This is a genomic window from Nocardia sp. NBC_01499 (genome assembly GCF_045040275.1).
Taxonomy (GTDB): domain Bacteria; phylum Actinomycetota; class Actinomycetes; order Mycobacteriales; family Mycobacteriaceae; genus Nocardia.
Genome location: NZ_CP109426.1, coordinates 1,322,654 through 1,341,641, shown reverse-complemented (window position 1 = coordinate 1,341,641; position 18,988 = coordinate 1,322,654). Strand labels below are relative to the sequence as shown.

General features: G+C 65.9%; 13 protein-coding genes. 7 read left to right on the top strand and 6 right to left on the bottom strand.

Annotated elements, in window-relative coordinates:
• Both OG203_RS05990 and OG203_RS05985 read right to left on the bottom strand, forming a co-directional pair.
• On the bottom strand, positions 1–915 hold the full coding sequence (locus tag OG203_RS05990) for an ABC transporter permease (protein WP_405164662.1): 915 nt from the start codon (positions 913–915) through the stop codon (positions 1–3).
• Positions 915–1,859 (bottom strand): ABC transporter permease, encoded by a 945-nt coding sequence (locus OG203_RS05985; RefSeq protein WP_405164661.1) that lies wholly within the window; start codon positions 1,857–1,859, stop codon positions 915–917. Before OG203_RS05985 ends, OG203_RS05990 begins: the two co-directional genes overlap by 1 nt.
• Positions 1,860–2,696: 837 nt before the next feature.
• Here OG203_RS05985 and OG203_RS05980 point away from each other — a divergent pair.
• From OG203_RS05980 to OG203_RS05950, 7 genes are all read left to right on the top strand, one after another.
• A complete protein-coding gene (locus OG203_RS05980; protein WP_405164660.1) occupies positions 2,697–3,191 on the top strand; it encodes a hypothetical protein in 495 nt (164 codons plus the stop codon).
• Positions 3,192–3,261: 70 nt separating this feature from the next.
• On the top strand, positions 3,262–3,570 hold the full coding sequence (locus tag OG203_RS05975; protein ID WP_405164659.1) for a DUF3467 domain-containing protein: 309 nt from the start codon (positions 3,262–3,264) through the stop codon (positions 3,568–3,570).
• Between the two features lie 454 nt (positions 3,571–4,024).
• Positions 4,025–4,975 carry a cation diffusion facilitator family transporter gene (locus OG203_RS05970; RefSeq protein WP_405164658.1) on the top strand — a complete coding sequence of 317 codons (951 nt, stop codon included), beginning with the start codon at positions 4,025–4,027 and terminating at the stop codon, positions 4,973–4,975.
• A gap of 537 nt (positions 4,976–5,512) precedes the next feature.
• Positions 5,513–6,529, top strand: coding sequence for a FecCD family ABC transporter permease (locus OG203_RS05965; RefSeq protein WP_405164657.1), 1,017 nt, complete (start codon positions 5,513–5,515; stop codon positions 6,527–6,529).
• A gap of 49 nt (positions 6,530–6,578) precedes the next feature.
• A complete protein-coding gene (locus OG203_RS05960; protein ID WP_405164656.1) occupies positions 6,579–7,619 on the top strand; it encodes a FecCD family ABC transporter permease in 1,041 nt (346 codons plus the stop codon).
• 50 nt (positions 7,620–7,669) lie between these two features.
• Positions 7,670–8,491, top strand: coding sequence for an ABC transporter ATP-binding protein (locus OG203_RS05955; RefSeq protein ID WP_405164655.1), 822 nt, complete (start codon positions 7,670–7,672; stop codon positions 8,489–8,491).
• Between the two features lie 15 nt (positions 8,492–8,506).
• Positions 8,507–9,529 (top strand): ABC transporter substrate-binding protein, encoded by a 1,023-nt coding sequence (locus OG203_RS05950; protein ID WP_405164654.1) that lies wholly within the window; start codon positions 8,507–8,509, stop codon positions 9,527–9,529.
• A 91-nt stretch (positions 9,530–9,620) separates the two neighbouring features.
• On the opposite strand, the gene OG203_RS05945 is transcribed toward OG203_RS05950, so the two are convergent.
• The 4 genes from OG203_RS05945 to OG203_RS05930 all read right to left on the bottom strand — a co-directional run bounded on the left by OG203_RS05945 (position 9,621) and on the right by OG203_RS05930 (position 18,986).
• The gene (locus OG203_RS05945; RefSeq protein WP_405164653.1) at positions 9,621–10,409 is read right to left on the bottom strand and encodes a GNAT family N-acetyltransferase; all 789 of its coding nucleotides are present in this window, start codon (positions 10,407–10,409) and stop codon (positions 9,621–9,623) included.
• Between the two features lie 109 nt (positions 10,410–10,518).
• Complete coding sequence (locus OG203_RS05940; RefSeq protein WP_405164652.1) at positions 10,519–11,748, bottom strand: helix-turn-helix domain-containing protein; 1,230 nt, start codon at positions 11,746–11,748, stop codon at positions 10,519–10,521.
• 171 nt (positions 11,749–11,919) lie between these two features.
• Positions 11,920–13,161 (bottom strand): helix-turn-helix domain-containing protein, encoded by a 1,242-nt coding sequence (locus OG203_RS05935; RefSeq protein WP_405164651.1) that lies wholly within the window; start codon positions 13,159–13,161, stop codon positions 11,920–11,922.
• Positions 13,162–13,445: 284 nt separating this feature from the next.
• On the bottom strand, positions 13,446–18,986 hold the full coding sequence (locus tag OG203_RS05930; protein WP_405164650.1) for an SDR family oxidoreductase: 5,541 nt from the start codon (positions 18,984–18,986) through the stop codon (positions 13,446–13,448).
• Positions 18,987–18,988 lie beyond the last annotated feature (2 nt).

Sequence of the window (18,988 nt, the reverse complement as noted above, 5' to 3'; positions counted from 1 at the left end):
TCAGCGTCTCCGCAGTCGGACTTCGAATACGTCGCGTAACGCGTCGCCGAGGAAGTTGAATCCGATGACGACGAGCATGATCGCTACTCCCGGGGGCAGGATCATCCACCAGTAGCCGTTCTGCACGAAGTCGGTGCCGTTGGAGAGCATGTTGCCCCAGTCCGCGTGTGGGGGCGCGATACCCAGGCCGAGGTAGCTCAGGGCGGCGACCAGCAGGATCGCATCGGCGACTTGGAAGGTCGCGTTCACCACGATGGTGCCGATCGCGTTGGGCATGATGTGGCGCAGGACCGCGCGGCTGTTGGTCCCGCCCATCATTTTGACGGCCTGCACGTATTCCCTGGTGCGCAACGACAACGTTTCACCACGTACCAGCCGTGCCGGTGTCAGCCAGGCGGCGAAGGACACCACCACGATGAGTAGCCCGACGGTCGCGGTGAAGATCGAGGACAGGATCAGCAACAGAAACAGTGTCGGTATCGCCAGCAGGGTGTCGACCACACGCATCATCGCCGAGTCCAGGAAACCACCGACATAACCGGCGATCGCACCCCACAGTGTCCCGAACACGGTGGCGATGATCGCGGCGGCGACACCGATCTCGAGTGATCCCTGACCGCCGACCATGAGCCTGCCGAGTTCGTCGTAGCCGACATCGTCGGTGCCCAGTGGGTGTGTGGCGCTGGGGGGTTGGTTGGCGTCGGCGAGGTTCGTCGCGATCTGATCGGTGTGATAGAACACCGGGCCGAGAAAACAGAACAGCAGAAAGAACACGATCAGCCCGAGCCCGGCCACGGCCAGCTTGTTCTCCAGCAAGGTCTGCACGGTCGTGCGAAACAGGGAACGTGCCCGGCCGGTCTGTGCGACGCGGGGCTCGTTCGGTTCGCCGGGCGGCGAGAGGATGTCGTCGGTCATCAGTACTTCACCCTCGGATCGAGCACGGCGTAACCGATGTCGGCCAGCAGCGAGCCGACGACGGTCGCGACCGCGACGACCAGGCCGATGCCGAGCAGGATCGGATAGTCGTGCACCTGTGCCCCCTGGACGAAGATGAAACCCATCCCGGGGTAGTTGAAAACCTGCTCGGTGATCAGCGCACCGGCGAACAACTGCGGCAAGGTGAGCCCGAGCAGCGTGACGATCGGAATCAACGAGTTGCGCAGCACATGCCGCACCATCACCTGGCCATCACTCGCACCACCGGCCAGCGCGGTGCGCACATAGTCCTGGCTCAGGTTCTCCATCACCGACGAACGCACGTAACGGCTGAAGGACGCGACAGTGATCAACGCCAGCGTCGCCACCGGCAGTATCAGACTCGGCGCCTGGCTGAAGATCTCACCGAGGGTGTTACCGTTCGGGCCCGCCGGTGAAAACCAGTGCAGCTCAATGGCGAACAACAGAATCAGCAACTCACCAAGGAAGAAGCTCGGCATCGCGTAGAACGCGAACGACAACCCCGTCACGGTGTAATCGCCGAGGGTATCGCGCTTGCGCGCCTGATAGACCCCGATCGGCACGGCCAAGACCAGCGCGACCGCGGTCGACAACGCCATCAGCACCAGAGTCTTCGGCAGATGCTCAGCGATGACATCGGTGACCGGCTGGTTGAGCTTGTACGAATACCCGAGGTCACCATGCAGAACCCCACCCGCCCAATGGAAGAACTGCACCACCACGGGCTTGTCATAACCGTTCTGCTGCTTGAACGTATCAATCTGCTGCTGCGTCGCCTTCGGACCCAGGATCGCGCGGGTCGGGCCGCCCGGCAGCATCTGCAGCAGAGTGAACGTGAGGATGGCGACCAGCACGACCACGATCAGCGACTGCACGAGGCGGCGCAGGAGATACCCCGTCATAGCCGCCTACCCAGTGCCCGGCCGAGAAGGATCGACGGAAGCACGGGCGACAGAAACGACATTGTCGCGAATGCGACCAACCGCCCAGCCGATACCATGCGCGAATGTTAGCCATGTGAAACGTTCGCGTCCATACAACTGCTCACCCAGATTCCTTGTGCAGCATAAGTTTTGTTTGGCGGCGCTGATCAGCGACGATATGGGGTCCGGTCTGGCAAGATCGGGATGCTGTTCACGCAGCGGACATCGCACCAGCGGCTCATCGAGAGCAACGTCGCCCAGCACGTCGGCGTTGTGGGGGGTGCTGGACGAGGCGGTGCTGCGTCGGCCGATCGGTGGCAAGCAGCTGCCGCCCGAGTCGGGTGAGATCGACTGCGGCGGTGGCGCCTTCGGCCCGATCGTCGGCGGGCACCGAGCCCGTGACGTAGCCGGTCCATGGTTCGGTCCCGGCAGGACAACCGAAATCACATCTACCGGCTAAAGAAATCAAGCGAATGCAATTCGGCGACTTTGGGCCTGTGCACAGTCGGCCCCGCAGCGTCGGAAAATCATCGGCTGATGATGCACGAGTCGCTGATTATTTCGGCAGCCATCGCTGAGTGTCTGCGTATTCGCTACTCGGCTCACCGGCCGACGAATTACCAAAACCCGCGAGGCCGCACCGGTCTGCCGATGTTGTGCTGCGCGAGCCGAGCTCGACATGCCTTGCGACAGCACAGATTTGGTGAGTCGCGCACCACTATCTAATTGTTACGAGCATGTTCTCAAAGTATTGCGTTCAGCTCACGCCGGGGGCGACGATTTATTGGTTCCACACAACCGATGCAAGGAGTTGTTATGGCACAAGAAACCAGCGAGACCACGCGCGAGGACGTCCCGAGCCTTCGGGATATCGACGCGCTTCAGATGCGTGTCGATGAGGCACGGCAGGACGCGCAGAGCGCGCGTCAGTCCGCTCAGCAGGCCCAGAGCTTGGCTCGGCAGGCGCAGCAACAAGCACGTCAGGTTCAGCACCAGGCGCACTCGGCGCACAGTGAGGCCAACCAGGCAAGTCAGCAGGCTCAGCAAGCCCGCCAGCAGGCCATCCAGGCGCAGAACCAGGCGCAGCAGGCGCAAAACGAAGCCGACCGGGCGCAGAGTCAGGCCCAGCAGGCACAGAGTGAAGCCGGTCAGTCGCAGCAGCGGGCACAGACCGCGCAAGACCAGGCCGATCAGGCGAGCCAGCTGGCGCAGCAAGCCGAAGACCAGGCGACTCGGGCTCAGGACCGGTCCGGTCAATGGGAGATGCAGGTGCATCAGCTTCGGCAGCAGACACGCCAGTCCAATCGCTAGTCACTGAATACGGCGACCCAAAGGGTCAACCCCGTAGTGACCTTTTGGGTCGTCAGTGAGAGGTGCGCGGATGAGCGATGCGGTTCCATCCTCGGTGAACGTCGAGGTGATCGTGCCCGAGGCGATGAGCGCCGGGGTGTACGCCAACGGTTTCACGTGCTGGTACAACCGCACGGATTTCACCATCGATTTCGTCGTATACCTGCCGACAGATCCCGGCGTCGATGCGAGCGGCAATCCCGTAGTCCGTCAACCGGTTCAAGTGGTGTCGCGCGTGAAATTCCCGCCCGCCATGATCTTCCGCCTGATGCAGAACTTGAACGACAGCATGAGCAACTATGAGCAACAATTCGGCGCGATCGTCCATTTAGGAGAATAGGAGAGCAAATGACGCTTTTTACCAGTGGCATCAAAATGGTGGGAAGTCCCAACGATTCGATGGTGGTGACCGACCCCGCCGTACGGTTTCGACCCGATCGCATCATCGGCCGTCGATACCTGATCACAACATCCGCCCCGAAAACTGGAACTGGTACGGGCAACGACGCATCGCCCGCCAGTGAATCGACTCGCTGAGCGCACGGGCATCGCCGAGGGAGATTTCGATCATCGCCGAACACTCTGACCGTCTCGCGCGGTAGCTCGCATGAGCCTGTCGGCTCCGAGGGGCGCTGCCAATCGGATCACCGCCGGACGGACGAGGTCGTGGAGAGTTCGGTTGCGCGCGTTCGGTGGTCGCACGGAACGCTCGCTCGTGCCGCGGGCGCGCGTTGGTCCGGCGCATGCGCGGCGGTGCGGGCTAGGGCGCGTCGGCGCCGGTAACGTTGGTGTCCATGTCGACGGGTGGCAGTAGTACCACGGCGGTTCTGGCCGCGTTGGGGGCCAACGCTGGCATCACGGTCGCGAAGTTCGTCGGTGCGGCGCTGACGGGGTCGTCGTCGATGCTGGCCGAGGCGATGCATTCGCTGGCCGACACCGCCAACGAGGGTCTGTTGCTGGTTGGCAAGCGCCGCGCCGCGCATCCGCCGGACGCGGTGCATCAGTTCGGCTACGGCCGCAACCGCTACTTTTACTCGTTCGTCGTCGCGTTGGTGCTGTTCACCATGGGCTCGTTGTTCGCCATCGACGAGGGCATCACCAAGATCCGTCGTCCGGAGGAGCTCAGCTCGCCGGTGGTCGCGATCGCGATTCTGCTCATCGCGATGGCATTGGAGACCTTCAGCCTGCTCACGGCCCGGCGTGAATCCCGGCCGCTCAAAGGGCGGGGGAGTTGGTGGCAGTTCATCCGCTCGTCGCGCAATCCCGAACTGCCGGTGGTGCTGCTGGAGGACAGCGGGGCGTTGGTCGGTCTCGCCTTCGCGTTCACCGGTGTGGGATTGACTGTGCTGACCGGTGATTCGCGCTGGGACGGTGTCGGCACCCTGGCGATCGGCGTCCTGCTCGGCGCCATCGCCGTGGTGCTCATCGTGGAGATGAAGAGTCTGCTCATCGGTGAAGGTGCCACCCCCGACGAAGACCGCGCGATTCGCGCGAACCTGGTCGACGGCACCCGCATAGATCGCGTAATCCATATGCGCACAGAGTATCTCGCCCCCAATGAACTCCTCATCGCCGCCAAGATCTCGATCGTTCCCGGCCTGACCATCGACGATGTCGCCACCGCCATAGATGCCGCCGAAGCCCGCGTCCGCGCCGCCGTACCCACCGCCGACGTCATCTACCTCGAGCCCGACCTCTATCGCCCGCAGTCCGAACAGGTTGCGCCACAGCAGGTTCCGAAGTAGGCGTACGAACTGCCGCTAAGCGCGCGGCGGCCTGAACTGCCGCTAAGCGCGCGGCGGCCCGGGCTGCGCTAAGTGTGCGACGGCCCGGCGGCGCTAGACGTGCGACGGCTTGAGGTGGCGCTGAGCGCGCTACGGCCCGAGGTGGTGGTAAGCGCACGGCGGCTCGAGGTGCTGCTAAGCGCGCGGCGGCCCGAGGTGGCGGTTAGCGCGTGACGGCCCGAGGCGGGCGGTAAAATGTGCGATAGCCCGAGCTGCGGGTTAGCGCGCGACGGCTTGAGGTGGCGGTAAGTGCGCGACGGCCCGAGGTGGCGGTTTGAGCGCGGCGGGTCGAGGGTCTTCCGTACGGCGCGATCAACCGGTTCGGGGCTGCACGGTCTGGCGGCGTCGGTGCTTCGGTGAGGCAGTTCCGGAAAAGCGCCGACCGCGCGTCCTCAGCCCTGCGCCGATCGTGCTGCCCGCTGGCGGCGCAAATGTCCCATTCCCCATGAATTAGGGTAGGCAAACCATATTGATCGCAATCGAAGGTAACCGACACACATGGATCGCGCCCGCAACAGGACGCTCCCGCTCGCGATGGGGCTGGTGCTGCTACTGGCAGTGCTCGCGTTCGCGGTGATGCTGAGCATCGCCGTCGGCTCGCGCGCGTTGACGTTCACGACCGTGGTGGACGCCTTGCTCCGCTACAACCCCGCCGATGTCGATCACGCCGTCGTGCGCGATCTTCGGTTGCCGCGCACGGTGATCGGGGTGCTGGTCGGTATCGCGCTTGGACTGGCCGGATCGATCATCCAGGGCGCGACTCGAAACCCGCTCGCCGACCCTGGACTGCTCGGTGTCAACGCGGGCGCGGCGCTGTTCGTCGTGCTCGGGATCAGTGTGCTCGGCGTGAGCTCGGTGACCGGCTACGTGTGGTTCGGCTTCGCGGGCGCCGCGGTCGCGGGCGGGGTCGTGTACCTCGTCAGCTCGCTCGGCCGCGACGGCGCCACGCCGATGAAGCTCGCGCTCGCCGGAGCCGCGGTGACCGCCGCAGTGCAGTCGGTGACCAGTGGGCTGCTGCTCACCGACACCACCACCTTCGATCAATACCGCTTCTGGCAGGTCGGGTCACTCGCCGAGCGCGACCTGCCGACCGTTGGGCAGGCACTGCCGTTCCTCGCCGTCGGCATCCTGCTCGCGGCGATGTCGGCGCGCATGTTGAACGCGCTGGCGCTCGGCCCGGACGTTGCCCGCGCGCTCGGCCAGAATGTGCTGGTCGCCCGCGGTGTCGCCGCGCTCGCGGTGGTCATACTGTGCGGCGCGGCGACGGCCATCGCCGGACCCATCGCCTTCGTCGGCCTGATGATCCCGCACGCGGCCCGGCTGATCACCGGCCCCGACCACCGTTGGCTACTGCCGTACGCCGCGGTGCTCGCCTCGATCCTGCTGCTGGTCGCGGATGTGGTCGGCCGCGTCATCGCTCGACCCGCCGAGGTGCAGGTCGGTGTCGTGACCGCGGTCATCGGCGGGCCATTGCTCGTCGTGCTGGTGCGCCGCCGAAAGTTGGTGGCGGCGTGAGCGAATGTCAGCGAGAGCACACGGTGCTCAGCACTAGCGAGGTGGCGGCGTGACCGCCGTCGACGCGGCCGCGCTGGCCGCCGTCACGCACGCACGACGCAGTGGCAGAACTCGCGCACGCCTGGTAACGCTCGCATTGCTCCTTGCACTGCTGCTGGTTTTCGCGCTGACGCTCACCGTCGGCTCGTATTCGGTTCCGCTGAGCGAAGTTCCGGGCATTCTGCTCGGCGGCGGCACCGGGCAGGACGCGTTCGTGATCACGCGGCTGCGATTGCCGCGAGCCGTCGCGGCGATGCTGGTCGGTGTCGCGTTCGGTATGGGCGGCACGCTGTTTCAGCGATTGCTACGAAACCCGCTGGCCAGTCCGGACGTGATCGGCGTTTCCCAGGGCGCGAGCGCTGCCGCCGTCGCCGGTCTGATCGTCTTCGGACTGTCCGGCGCGGCGTTGTCACTGGCCGCCTTCGTCGGCGCGGTCGGCACGGGCGCGGTGATCTACGGCCTCGCGCGGCGCGGCGGGGTGAACGGGTTTCGCCTCGTGCTGGTCGGCGTCGGTGTCGGTGCGGTGTTGACCAGCGTCGTGTCCTACCTCATGACCTGGGCCGATGTCGCGCTCGCCCAGCAGGCGCTGGTCTGGATGATCGGCAATCTCAACGGCCGCGGCTGGAATCATGTTGTGCCGCTGGCGATCGCGCTCGCGGTGCTGATACCCGCCGCCGCGCTGCTCGCCCCCGCGCTCAACGGATTGCAGCTCGGTGACGACGTCGCGGTCAGCCTCGGCCTGCGGGTGGAGCACACGCGTCTGCTGTTGCTGCTGATCGCCACCGCCAGTGTGGCTTTCGCGACGGCGGTCGCCGGTCCCATCGCGTTCGTCGCGTTCGTCGCGAACCCGATCGCCACCCGGCTGACCGGCGGCGGTCGTACGGCGTTGATACCGGCCGCGCTCACCGGCGCGCTGGTCACGCTGACCGCCGATTTCGTGGCACAGCATCTGCTCGGCACCGCACTGCCGGTCGGGGTGGTGACCGGCGCTGTCGGCGCGCCGTATCTGCTGTGGCTGCTCGCCTCGGCCAACCGTGCCGGGCGAGTCTGAAAGGGCTCGGCGTGTCTAGAAAAGGGCTTGGCGTGTCTGAAAGGGACAGCGTGACACCAACTTTGCACACCGAGAACCTGCGGCTCGGCTATGGACCGGTGACGATCGTGAACGACCTCACCGTGCGAATCCCCGAGGGCTTGGTGACGATGATCGTCGGCACCAACGCGTGCGGGAAATCGACATTGCTGCGCGGCCTGGCACGGCTGCTCGCGCCCGCCCATGGTGCGGTCTATCTCGGCGGCGAGCCGATCTCCTCGTTGCGAAGCAAGGATGTCGCGCGGGTGCTCGGCCTGCTGCCACAGTCCCCGGTCGCGCCCGAGGGCATTACGGTCGCGGATCTGGTCGGTCGCGGTCGCTATCCACATCAGGGCATGTTTCGCCGATGGACGCCAGCGGACGACGCGGCGGTGGCACGCGCCATGCAGGTCACCGACACCGTCGAGCTGGCGTCGCGCTCGGTCGACGAACTCTCCGGCGGCCAGCGGCAGCGGGTGTGGATCGCCATGGCGCTGGCCCAGCGAACCCCGATCATGCTGCTGGACGAGCCGACCACCTTCCTCGATATCTCCCATCAGGTGGAGGTGCTCGACCTGCTCGCGGATCTCAACCGCGCCGACGGCACCACGGTGGTGATCGTGATGCACGACCTCAATCTGGCCGCCCGCTACGGCGATCACCTCATCGCCATGAAGGGCGGCAGCATCGCCTGCGAGGGCGCCCCCTCGGACATCCTCACTGCGGCATTGGTCGAGGACGTATTCGGCATGCCGTCACAGATCATCTCGGACCCCGTGTCCGGTACCCCGATGGTCGTTCCGATCGGACGACATCGCTCTGGCAGGTCCGCCGCGCCCGCCGCCCGCTCTTAGGAAAGGAATCACACAATGGTCCGATGGACGAAAGCGGTTGTCGCGGTTGTCGCCGCCGCCGCGCTGCTCACCGCATGCGGGTCCGACCCCGCCACCACTCCCGCGGGCGCGGGCGATACCGGTCACGGTGACAAGAATGTCGCCACCGGCGGGGCGCAATTCGCCACCGCCGATACCGAGACGGCCAAACTCAAGGCCGACGTCGGGCCCGGGGTGTTTCCGCGCACGGTCACCCAGGCGATGGGACAGACGCGCATCGAGAAAAAGCCTACGCGGGTAATCGTTCTCGACTCCGGCGAGCTGGACGACGTTCTCGCACTGGGTGTTACGCCAGTCGGCATGGCCACCACCGCCGGACAGCAGGGGGTGCCGTCGTATCTGGCCGACCGGGTGCGGAACATCGCGACGGTCGGTCCGACCAACACACTCGACCTCGAGAAGATCGCCGCATTGAAACCAGATCTGATCCTGGGCAGCAAGTTACGCGTCAGCGATCTGTATCCACAGTTGTCGGCCATCGCGCCGACCGTATTCTCCATCCGGCCCGGCTTCCCGTGGAAGGAGAACTTCCTGTTGGTCGGCGCCGCACTCGGCGCGGAGGAGCAGGCAACCAAGCTGCTCAACGACTATCAAGCCAAGGCGAATCAGGTGAAGGCCAAACTGCCTGGCGCACCGACGATTTCGCTCGTTCGCTTCCTGAGCGGCAACATCCGCCTCTACGGTAACAAGTCCTTCATCGGCGTCATCCTCAGCGATGTCGGCCTGTCGAGACCGGCCAATCAGAACGTCGATGAGCTGGCGGTGCAGATCTCGAAGGAGAACATCGACCAGGCCGCCGCCGACTGGATCTTCTACTCGAGTTACGGCGCCGACGTCTCACCGGACCAGAAAACCGTGACCTCAGGGCCGATTTGGCGCAACTCGAGCGCGGTCAAGGCCGGGCACGCGATCGCGGTGGACGACGAGGTGTGGTTCCTCGGACTCGGTCCGATCGGCGCGATGCGGGTGCTCGACGACCTCGGCAAGTTCCTGGCCTGAGCACCGCCTATTGACAGTCGTGCGGGTCGGTCGCCAAGGTCTTCAGCATCTTTCGCGAAAGCCATTCCCCGGCGGTGGTCGCGCCGCAATGCTACGTTGGCGCGCCCGTCACCAGCCGGTATACGGTCGTGCCGTCGCCGGCCTTTCGACAGGACACGGCTTGGAAACCGCTGGCCATCAAGTCGCTGAGGACAGCGCATATGCGGCGTCGCAGCGCAACGCAGTCGCGTCCGCATTGGTCTTCGTACACCGTCGGAATGGCCAACAGCATCGTCCCCGGGGCGCCATGCGGATCGAGTTCCGGGCTGCCTGGGGTCAGCCCGGACGGCGGCTGCGGCCAGTGCTGGGCAGGCTTGGTGAGTTCCCAGCGAGCGATTATCCGGTCGGTGGGATGGCCGCGGTCGCGTCCGGAGTCCTCGATGCCGTAGAGATTGGGGGCGAATCCGCAGCCGCGCGCGCCGAGGACATCGAGGTAGAAATATGCGTTCGCGGCGCGCAGCGGGTCGTAGGCCCACTGGATGGTGCGTAGTCCTCGGGTGAGTGAGATATTGCGCAAGAAATGCATCAACGATCGGCCTATGCCACTGCTTCGCCGGTCGGCTCGCACTACCAGTAACTCCATGTAGTGGTATATCGAAGAAATGTGTCCGCCGCCGTCCAGATCCAGGCCTGGGAAGCCGTAGCTGAAGCCGACCAGTTCCCCATTTATCCGCGCTCCGAGCGCGATACTTCCATTGTGGGCCAACGCGGTGAGCAGTCGGGGGCTTGGCGCGGGGTCTTCGGGGCGTAAAGCGAAGACATCCCGATAGAGCGCTATGGGGTCCGACAGGCTGCCGGGCTCGATCAGTTCGCTGACGATCAAGTCGGTTATCGCGGTCATGTCGCGAGGATACCGAATGGTTCCATATGGAAGTGGCAAGAGCGGGTGCGGGTTCACCATTCAGTTATCAACTGGCAATCAGGGCTGAACCGGCGCTGCCCGGCTGCGTTCAGCGGAGTCCGGCCACGCGGGCGAGCTCGTGAACTTCCTGGCGCACCAGCCGGTTGTCCTGCTTGACCAGATATTGCAGCGTCGACTGCGTGTCCGAGCCGTAGCGAAAGTCTTCGGGGCAAACGTCGGCGGCCTTGCCGAGAGCGGAGGAGGCGCCGGCGTAGTCGTTTCGGCGAGCGCAGGCATATGCGCCCGCCAGGTGGAATCGCATTCGTCCGCTGATCGGGTGGGCATCCGGAACGTGCTGCTGTGCCGCGAGTTCGGCGGCCTGTTCGCAATTTCCACCCCAGAGCATGATCTCGAGGCGGGCAATGAGGGATTCGGTGGGGCCGAACGGAATGTCATACGTCCTGTGATCGGTATCGAACTGGCTCGCCCTGTGTGTCGCCGCGGTCGTCAGTCGGTCCGATTCGGCGACATTCCCCGCAGCGGCGGCGCCTTTCGCGGCGAGCAACTGCAACGCGCCGGTCAACACGGTTTTGTCGACGGAGTCGGCGACATCCGTCAGATGGTCGGCGGCGGTCATGGCGTAGTCGTGGCATTCCTGTGCCTGTGATAGTCCGAGCATGCCGTTTCCGGTATGCCAGGCACACGCGGCCAGCTGCCACGGATTCCGCAGTTGTTCGGCCACCATCGTCGCCCGATCCGCCGCGGTAAAGGCAAGCTGATGCGAACCGATCCTGGTAAGAAATCGACGGGATAGATGATAGCTCTGTAACAGCAATTCTCCGGCATCGTCGTCATGCGACAGCAAGTACTGTATGCGAGCCGCGGTCAAAACCTTGGGAAGGGATTCCGCTAATTCTGTATACCGGGTCGGTGAGTGTTCCCAGATATTCTGGCATCGATGTAATCGATCGGTCAGATCGGTAAGGGATTCGGTATTCGCTGCCGTGCCCTCGTTGGTTCGAATGGCCGGATAATTGATAATGCTGCGTTTCAATGATTCGGCGAGCTGGTCCCCTGCTTCGACGCCAGCGGGCGCCAGCTGTGGCGGGAGCGCGATGAATTCGCGCACATCTTTGATGTGCAGTGCTTCGGCGAGCCGGAATATCAACGCCACGCTGTCCAGTGGTTTGTTTCCCGACTCGATCAGGCGCAGCCACTCTTCACTTCGACCGACCAGTTCTGCGAGAGCCCGGCGGGACAGGTCGCGCTGGCGTCGTAGCAATTCGATCCGCTCACCTATGGTCAACAGGCCTGTTTTGAGACCGGCGGTGCTGCTCACGAATCCTCCCCGTTCGGCGATCGAAAGGAACCCGGCAATTATTGCGGCCAATTCGCTCCCGTCCGGTAACTGTCCGGTGGCTGTCGGGAATTCGCGATGGCGTCTGTACTCTGATGTTTTACCCACCCATCGGCGAAATAATCTGTGGAACTTCCAGTTCCGGCCGACGGCTCAGGCCAGGCCCGCGGCGGCGAGTAGCTTCGCGAGATCGCGTCTGGTCAGGTGATGGTCATGGCGGGAGAGCTGTTGCAGGGTACGGTGGGCCATCCAGTCGTAGCGGAGGTCTTCCGGACTCGCCAGCTCGGCCTGCTGCAGCGCCAGGGTCGCGGCGAAGTCTTCGCCTTTGCGGCCGTAGGCATAGGCGGTGGTCAGGTAGTAGCGGGCGCACACATCGACGGTGGCGTTGTCCGGCAGCTGGACGTCGGCCGCCAGCCTGATCGCTTCGTCGACTTGACCGAGGCGCAGCGCGATATCCATTGCGGTGATGGTGACCTCGGGGACGCCGAACCAGACGGTGCGCAGGCAGGCCGCCCGATCGAGTTGTTCGGCGATGCGGGCGGCTTCGGCGATGAGCTGCTTGGACTGCTCGAGGTCGGCCGCGCCCGCGGCCCCCTCGGCCGCCAGCAGTTGCAGCGCGCCGTACACCGGGCTCTCGGTTTCCGCGGACCGGTTGGCCGCGGCAAGGCGTTGTGCGGCGGCCAGCGCGTAGTCCCGGCTTTCCGAGTGATAGCCCATCGATAGCAGTGCGCTTGCTACATGCCACGAACTCGCCGCGACGAGAACCGGCTGCGCGGGTTGGGTGAGGATGCCGATCGGCCGGTCGGCGACGAGCCACGCGAGGTGGTAGTCGCCCACCCGGGTCAGCACGAATCGGGCCAGGTGATAGGCCTCGACCAGGAGTTTGCCCGCCTCCTCCAGTTGTCCGTTCGTGCTCGCCTGGGCGGCGGCGCGGATCGACCGTGCCGAGGTCAGCACCTCGGGTAGCCGGGCGGCGAGTTCGGTGTAGCGATGACCAGAACCGAGCCAGCTGTACCAGCATCGGTCAAGGCCCGCGCGCACCGACTCGAGGGTCGGCAGCTGGCTCGTGGCCGCCGTGGCGAAGACCTGCGTCGACGGGTGATCCATGATGGCACGGTTGAGCGCGGTGAGCTGCAGACTCATTTCGCCCATGTCGCGTGCCCCCGAGCGGCTCGATGAAGGCAGGCCGATCAATTCGATGGGATCGTCGAACCGCAGGACTTCGGCCAGCCGGTACATCATCTCGATACTGTCGAGGCGGCGGCGGCCGCGCTCGATCTGGCGCAGCCACTCCTCGCTGCGTCCGGTCAGCTCGGCGACGACTCGGCGGGATAGCCCCAACCGTCGACGGCGTAACTCGATTCGTTCGCCCGCGCTGAGCGCTCTGTGATTCACGACCATCTGAACCCTCTTCCCCGGTGGCTCGTGATCGGGTGTCGCTCTCGCTTTCGCGGGTTGTGGCTGCTGAAGAGGATAGTTTAACCGAAAAAGTTTGCGGGGAAATGTTTTCCGGCCCGGGCGTGCGCGTGCAGGTGTACTTGCGTCCGCCAGGGCGCCGCAGAATGCGCTGACGGTTTGCTGGAGGCCTGCCGACCGGACGAAAGCGCTGGTCGTGCTCGCCGAACCTGATCGAGGAGGGCGGCTGCGGGGCCTGTCGAGTGGGGCGGTTCGTTCGGTCGTTACCCGGCCGTTACCGACCGAGGGGAGTCTTCGGCCTGGTTGTCGCGGGTCGGCCGAACGGATCCGAGTCGCTGCATCGTCAGGCCGGTCATCTGCGACAGCAGTGTGCCGTCCGGCGCGATCGCGCGAACTGTCGCCGATCCGGTCAGATCGCCGAGCAGCCGGATGTCCGCGCCGTATCGCTCGGCCAGGCCGATATCGTTGGCGGATTCGGTAGCCAGGTCGATTCGGGCGATGTCGCGGGGTACGAAGATCGGCTGATCGGTATCGGTCCCGGCGGCCAGTGCGAACGTGCGCAGCATCGCGTCGAGCAGCAGCCACGGGATTCGCATGGTGTCGAGGAAGCCCGTCGAGTCCGGCGGGAGCGACCACCGACCGAGTGCGCGCCGGTCGGCCGTCCGGATGTCGGTGAGGTTGGCGAACATGCCACCGATGCGGACCGGTGAATCGGCGAGGCAATACGGGTCCGGTACGGATCGCCCGACCAGGTCGGGTACCTCGGGCCGGAGGTTTTCGGTAGGTGAATCGGCCGATTCGACAATGACTTCCGTGCGGAAGAAGCGTCGCAGGGACGGCGCGCCGTTCGCCGTGGCGACCTCGGAGGTCAGTTCGACTGTCACCGCCGGAGTGGTCTGTGCTCCGCTGGCGACCAGCGCGGCGGTGATCCGCAGCTCGACCGGCCGACGTCCGGCGAACGGTTTGAGGAAGGCCTCGAATCGAGTGTCGCGATACTCGCGGACGGTGGTGCCTGGAAGCAAGGCCATGGCTGCCCTTGCCGCGATCTCCAGCATCAAAGTTCCCGGCACGGTCGGCTTTCCGTCGACCATATGGTCGGACAGGTAGTCGTCGCGAACGGGATCGAACGTGTAGTGCCAGCAGCTCTCGGTCACCTCGGCGTGCGCGTCCTCGACTACGCTGTACGGTCGTTCGCCGCGCAACATGCGGAGCTCGTGGTCACCGAGGGCGACCGCGCAGCCCGCACCGGCGGCGAGCTCGGCCAGGAACAGGGCAGTCCCCTCGTCGGTGCTGATCGAGCTGAGTCGTCCCTGTCGTTGCAGGTACGCACGGTTCAACTGGTCTGAACGAAGTCCGGTCTGTCCCCACAGCGGGAAGGCGATGGTGAATTCGTGATCGTCGCGCTGCGCACAGGCGGCCAGGAAATCATTGGCGGCGGCGTAGTCGACGTCCCCAGGCAGGCCGATCGCGCCCGCCACCGACCCGATGTTGCACCAGCGGACCGGCGCATGCTCGGCCAGTGCGGCTCGGAGATGCTGATAACCGAGGACCTTGGTATCTCGAACCGAGCGGAAGCTCGTCAACGACTTGTTCTCCAGCAACGCGGGCGCGGACAGTCCTGCCGCGTGGATTACCAGGTCGAGTCGGCCCGCGGTGGACAACACGGTCGCGACCGCGGCCCGCACCGCATCGGGGTCGAGTACGTCGCAGGAAAGACAATGCAGCCGGTCCGCGCCGAGCTGACCGACGAGTTCGCGGTAATCGCGTTGGCGGGCAATGGCTTTCATGTGGGCGTCGGCCTGCGCGACGATGGATCGGATGGGTCTGGCCGGGTCGTCTTCGCGAAGACGCCGGATCAGGGCCGCTCGCACGTCTGCCGGTGCGGTGCCATTGGTCTGCCCGGCGATGTCGGTCGGATCTGTGCGCGCGAGCAGCCATACCGTGGGTTTGGCGTGTTCGCTGAGCGCGCGCAGCATCGCGATCGGTAGCCCACCGGTTCCGCCGGTCACCAGGATTACGGAGTCGTCGCCGATCGGCAGGCTCGTCTCGTCCGCGGGCAGCGCCGCCGGGGTGAGGACGTCGCGATATCGGATCCCTTCGCGATACCACACCACCGGTTCGGTTGCGGCTGTTGATCTTTCGTGCGCCAGGAAGCGCAGGGCCGCGGCAGGTGGTGCCTCGGTGAGTATCGCGGCGATCGACGCGTCGGTGCGTTCCCACGCCAGGCTCTTGACGAAGCCGGTGAATAGCGCCGCATACGGACTCGGCCGACCCGTGCTCGGCTGACCGGGCAGCAGCACCATGAGCGAGCTGTCCGCTGTCCACCGTGTCCACAATCGTTGGGCGGCAACGAAAGTGAGATCGTGCAGCCGTAACTGAGCGGTCAAGTCCTTGCCCGTCCGTAGCGACGGCGATGCGTCGGCGGCGCAGATCACCGTCAACGCGGGGGTGGCCTGGTCGATCAATGCCCGCACGCGAGTGTCGCTCGGATCGTCGACGTCGGCGCACAGCACCGTTGCCTCGGCCTGTTCCAGTTCGGCGCGCAGCCGCTGTGCCGATTCGGCGGAGTCGACCAGGACGACACTGCCCGTCGGAATTGCGTTGTGTGCCACCAACGGTGGCAGGTGCGGCGCGGCAACCAGCGCGGGAACGTAGCGCTCGGTGAGATGTGCCGGGTGCCGCCGCGCTACCTGGACTCGATCCCCGTTCGGCAGCGACAACTCCGACATCGCGGCCGGGTTCTCGACGGCACGAAGCAAGGCAACCGCCCCTGCGGCGCCGAGATAGTCACGGGTGCCGGCGGACTCGCCTGTCGCGGTAGCGCCATCGCCGTCCGCGAAACTCACCCGCGCCACGATCGGCCAGCCGCGTCGCTCGGCCTCCTCGGTGGTGGCCAGTGCGATCAGGAAGGCGCCTTCGGCCAGCGATTGCGCTGGCCGACCGAGAAGTTCGGCGAGCTCGGCGCTGGAGTTGCCGTTGAGCGCAAGCAGCAGCGCGAGATTCAGGTCCCCGGTTCGCAGATACCGTCGAGCGGTGCTCAGGGCCGCCAGCGCCGAGTCGTCGCCCGCATCGATGGCGACGCTCATCCCGCGCAGGTTGTGCCTGCTGGTGATCCGGGACGCGATGACGTTGGTCATGACACCCGCGTAGGTGTCCTCGTTGCACTCCGGCACCCGGTCACGCACCGTAGCGAGCACCGACTCGGCGATCGGGGTAAGAGCCTGTGCCGCATCGGATTCGGCGACAGCGTCGAGCACATCGTCGCCGTAGGTGCGGGTGAACGCAGCGGTGAGCGCGACCGGAACACCGGTGTGCGCGGTGATGACGCCGGTCGACTCGCGCACCTCGGCCCACAGTTCGCCGTGCTCGCGAAGGAACGTGTCCGCGACCTGAATGGCCATCAGATGGCAAGGATCTATGGTGGCGATAGTTTTGGGAGTCAGCCGTATTTCGGCCGGAGTTGGTGCCGGATAGGGGACGGCGAACCGCCGCTCCGGTGCGTCGCTGTCGCCGCGCAGCCAGGCGGTGATCCGCTCGCGATCGGGGCTGCCAGGAAGGTGGGCGCTCCACGCGACCACGGCCAGATCCGTACTGCCGGTGGGACGTCCGGACCGGATCGGGTTGCCGTTCGTGCGGTCGGCCACCAGCAGGTGACCGTTGGTGCCGCCGAACCCGAACGCGGATATCCCCACCAGTCGCGGCGAGTGCTCGTCGGCGGGGAAGGCGATATCGCGGGCGGACACGCGCGTGCGGTCGATCTGCACGTCCGAGGGCGGTGCGGTGAAACCGTACTGCCCCGGTATCCGTTCGGCCCGCAGCGCCTCGGTGGCATGGATCAACGACACCGCGCCCGCTGCCCAGCCGGTATGCCCGACCACCGCCTTGTTGGAACTGCACGGGTAGCCGTCAGGGGGAGCTACCGCGGCCAATGTCTGTAGCTCGGTGCGATCCCCGGCGGTGGTGCCGGTGGCATGTGCGATGATCCAGTCGACCGCCGAGGGCGCGGTCTCGTTGATCGCGCGGGCGCGTTCGATGGCCAGCCGCTGTCCGGCCGGGTTCGGGGCCGCGATCGCCTTGCCCCTGCCGTCGGCGGCGGCGCCGAATCCGGTGAGCACGCCGAGGATTCGATCGCCGTCGGCGCGGGCACGCGACAGCAGCTTGAGCGTGACCATGGCGGCGCCGTCGCTGAAGAGGGTGCCGTCGGCCGATGCGTCGAAGGAGCGAACCGCACCCCCGCGCGACAGGCCACCGAGTTTGGCGAACATTACCGCCACGGTCGGATTCAAGACCTCGACCCCACCGCAGTAGGCGATATCACAGTCACCGGCCAGCAGTGCTTTGACGCCGAAGTCGACCGCGTAGAGCGATGAGGCGCAGGCGGTATCGATGACCGTCGCCTCGGCGACCCGGTCGAGGATGCCGTCGATGGCCGCGTTCACCACCATGCTTGGCAGCACCGGCTGACCGGCGCGGGCTCGGGGATAGCGGCTGCGCAGCACTTCGCGCAACCGGGTCGCGGCCGCCGGGCCCGCGGCCTCGTCGACCGCGCTGCCGAAGGTTTCGGTGACCAGATGTTCGGCCAGGGTCTGGCTACCGCCCGGCCAGGCCCCCACATAGACGGCGCAACGATCTGTCGACGCCAGCCGCACGCCGTCCCTGGCCTGGAACAGACTGTGCCGCAGCCAGCGTGTCGCTTCGTCGAGGATGGGACCGTCGGCCGCCTCCTCGGCAGCGAGGGCCGGGTGCGGTTGAAAATCGTGCAGGTGGCCGCCGACCCGACAGTAGGTGCGATCGACGGCGGAGCGGTCGGGAGAGTAGAAGTTGTCGAGGGCGAATCGCTCGCCAGGCTCGGTGAATACCGACGTCGGCTGTGTCAGCAAACGCCAGAACTCCTGTGGGCTGTTGGCGCCCGCGATGGCCATGCCGGTGCCGACCACCGCGACGAGCTGGTCCTCGACCTCGCCGGATTCCGGTGGTGGCGTAGGCGGGTCCGCGCTCGGCGCGGCGACCGCGGAACTCACCGGCCCGGCCTGCGGTGCCAGACTCGCGGATCCGAGGGAAAGGCCGCCGTCGGCGAGCAGCACCTGGCCGGTGATGAACGACGCGCGATCCGACGCCAGGAACAGCACGAGCTCGGTGAGGTCGGCCTCGGTCGCCAGCCTGCGCATCGGCGTCGCCGCGAGCACCGTCTGCCGGAAGACATCGCTGTCGGGGAAGAGGTGACTGGTCGCGTTGTCGATCAGGCCGGCCGACGCGGTGTTCACCCGGATGCCCGCGGCGGCGAATTCCACTGCCAGATAACGGGTCAACGCCTCGACGGCGGCCTTGCTCACACCGACCGTCGCGTAGTTGCCGATGACAAGGCCCGCACCGATGGAGGACAGATTCACTATCGAACCCGGCCGTCCGGCCATCAGCGCCGCGGCCGCCTGCGCGCATCGCCGACTGCCGTCGAGGTTGACGGCGAGAGCTTTGGACCAGTCGCTGTTGCGCAAGGTCGGCATCGGTGCGAGCGTCCCGCGTGCGGCATTGTTGATCAGAATGTCGAGCCCGTCGTGGCGATCGGCGATTCCGGCGAACATCGCTCGAACGGACTCCTCGTCGGCCACCGAGCCATGGACGAGCTCGGCGGAACCGCCCTGCCGGAGTATCTCGGCGAGCGTTGCCGACGCGTCGGTCTCGGAATGAAAGTAGTTGACCAGAACATGCGCCCCCTGCTCGGCCAGCCGCAGGCATATCGTGCGTCCGATACCCTTGCCGCCACCGGTGACCAGCGCGGTCTTGCCGGCGAACTCGTCGCTCATCG

What these genes read in the sequence shown, in the direction of transcription:
- OG203_RS05990 (WP_405164662.1), bottom strand. Translation starts at nt 915, where the DNA reads ATGACCGACGACATCCTCTCGCCGCCCGGCGAACCGAACGAGCCCCGC.
- OG203_RS05985 (WP_405164661.1), bottom strand. Translation starts at nt 1,859, where the DNA reads ATGACGGGGTATCTCCTGCGCCGCCTCGTGCAGTCGCTGATCGTGGTC.
- OG203_RS05980 (WP_405164660.1), top strand. Translation starts at nt 2,697, where the DNA reads ATGGCACAAGAAACCAGCGAGACCACGCGCGAGGACGTCCCGAGCCTT.
- OG203_RS05975 (WP_405164659.1), top strand. Translation starts at nt 3,262, where the DNA reads ATGAGCGATGCGGTTCCATCCTCGGTGAACGTCGAGGTGATCGTGCCC.
- OG203_RS05970 (WP_405164658.1), top strand. Translation starts at nt 4,025, where the DNA reads ATGTCGACGGGTGGCAGTAGTACCACGGCGGTTCTGGCCGCGTTGGGG.
- OG203_RS05965 (WP_405164657.1), top strand. Translation starts at nt 5,513, where the DNA reads ATGGATCGCGCCCGCAACAGGACGCTCCCGCTCGCGATGGGGCTGGTG.
- OG203_RS05950 (WP_405164654.1), top strand. Translation starts at nt 8,507, where the DNA reads ATGGTCCGATGGACGAAAGCGGTTGTCGCGGTTGTCGCCGCCGCCGCG.
- OG203_RS05945 (WP_405164653.1), bottom strand. Translation starts at nt 10,409, where the DNA reads ATGACCGCGATAACCGACTTGATCGTCAGCGAACTGATCGAGCCCGGC.
- OG203_RS05930 (WP_405164650.1), bottom strand. Translation starts at nt 18,986, where the DNA reads ATGAGCGACGAGTTCGCCGGCAAGACCGCGCTGGTCACCGGTGGCGGC.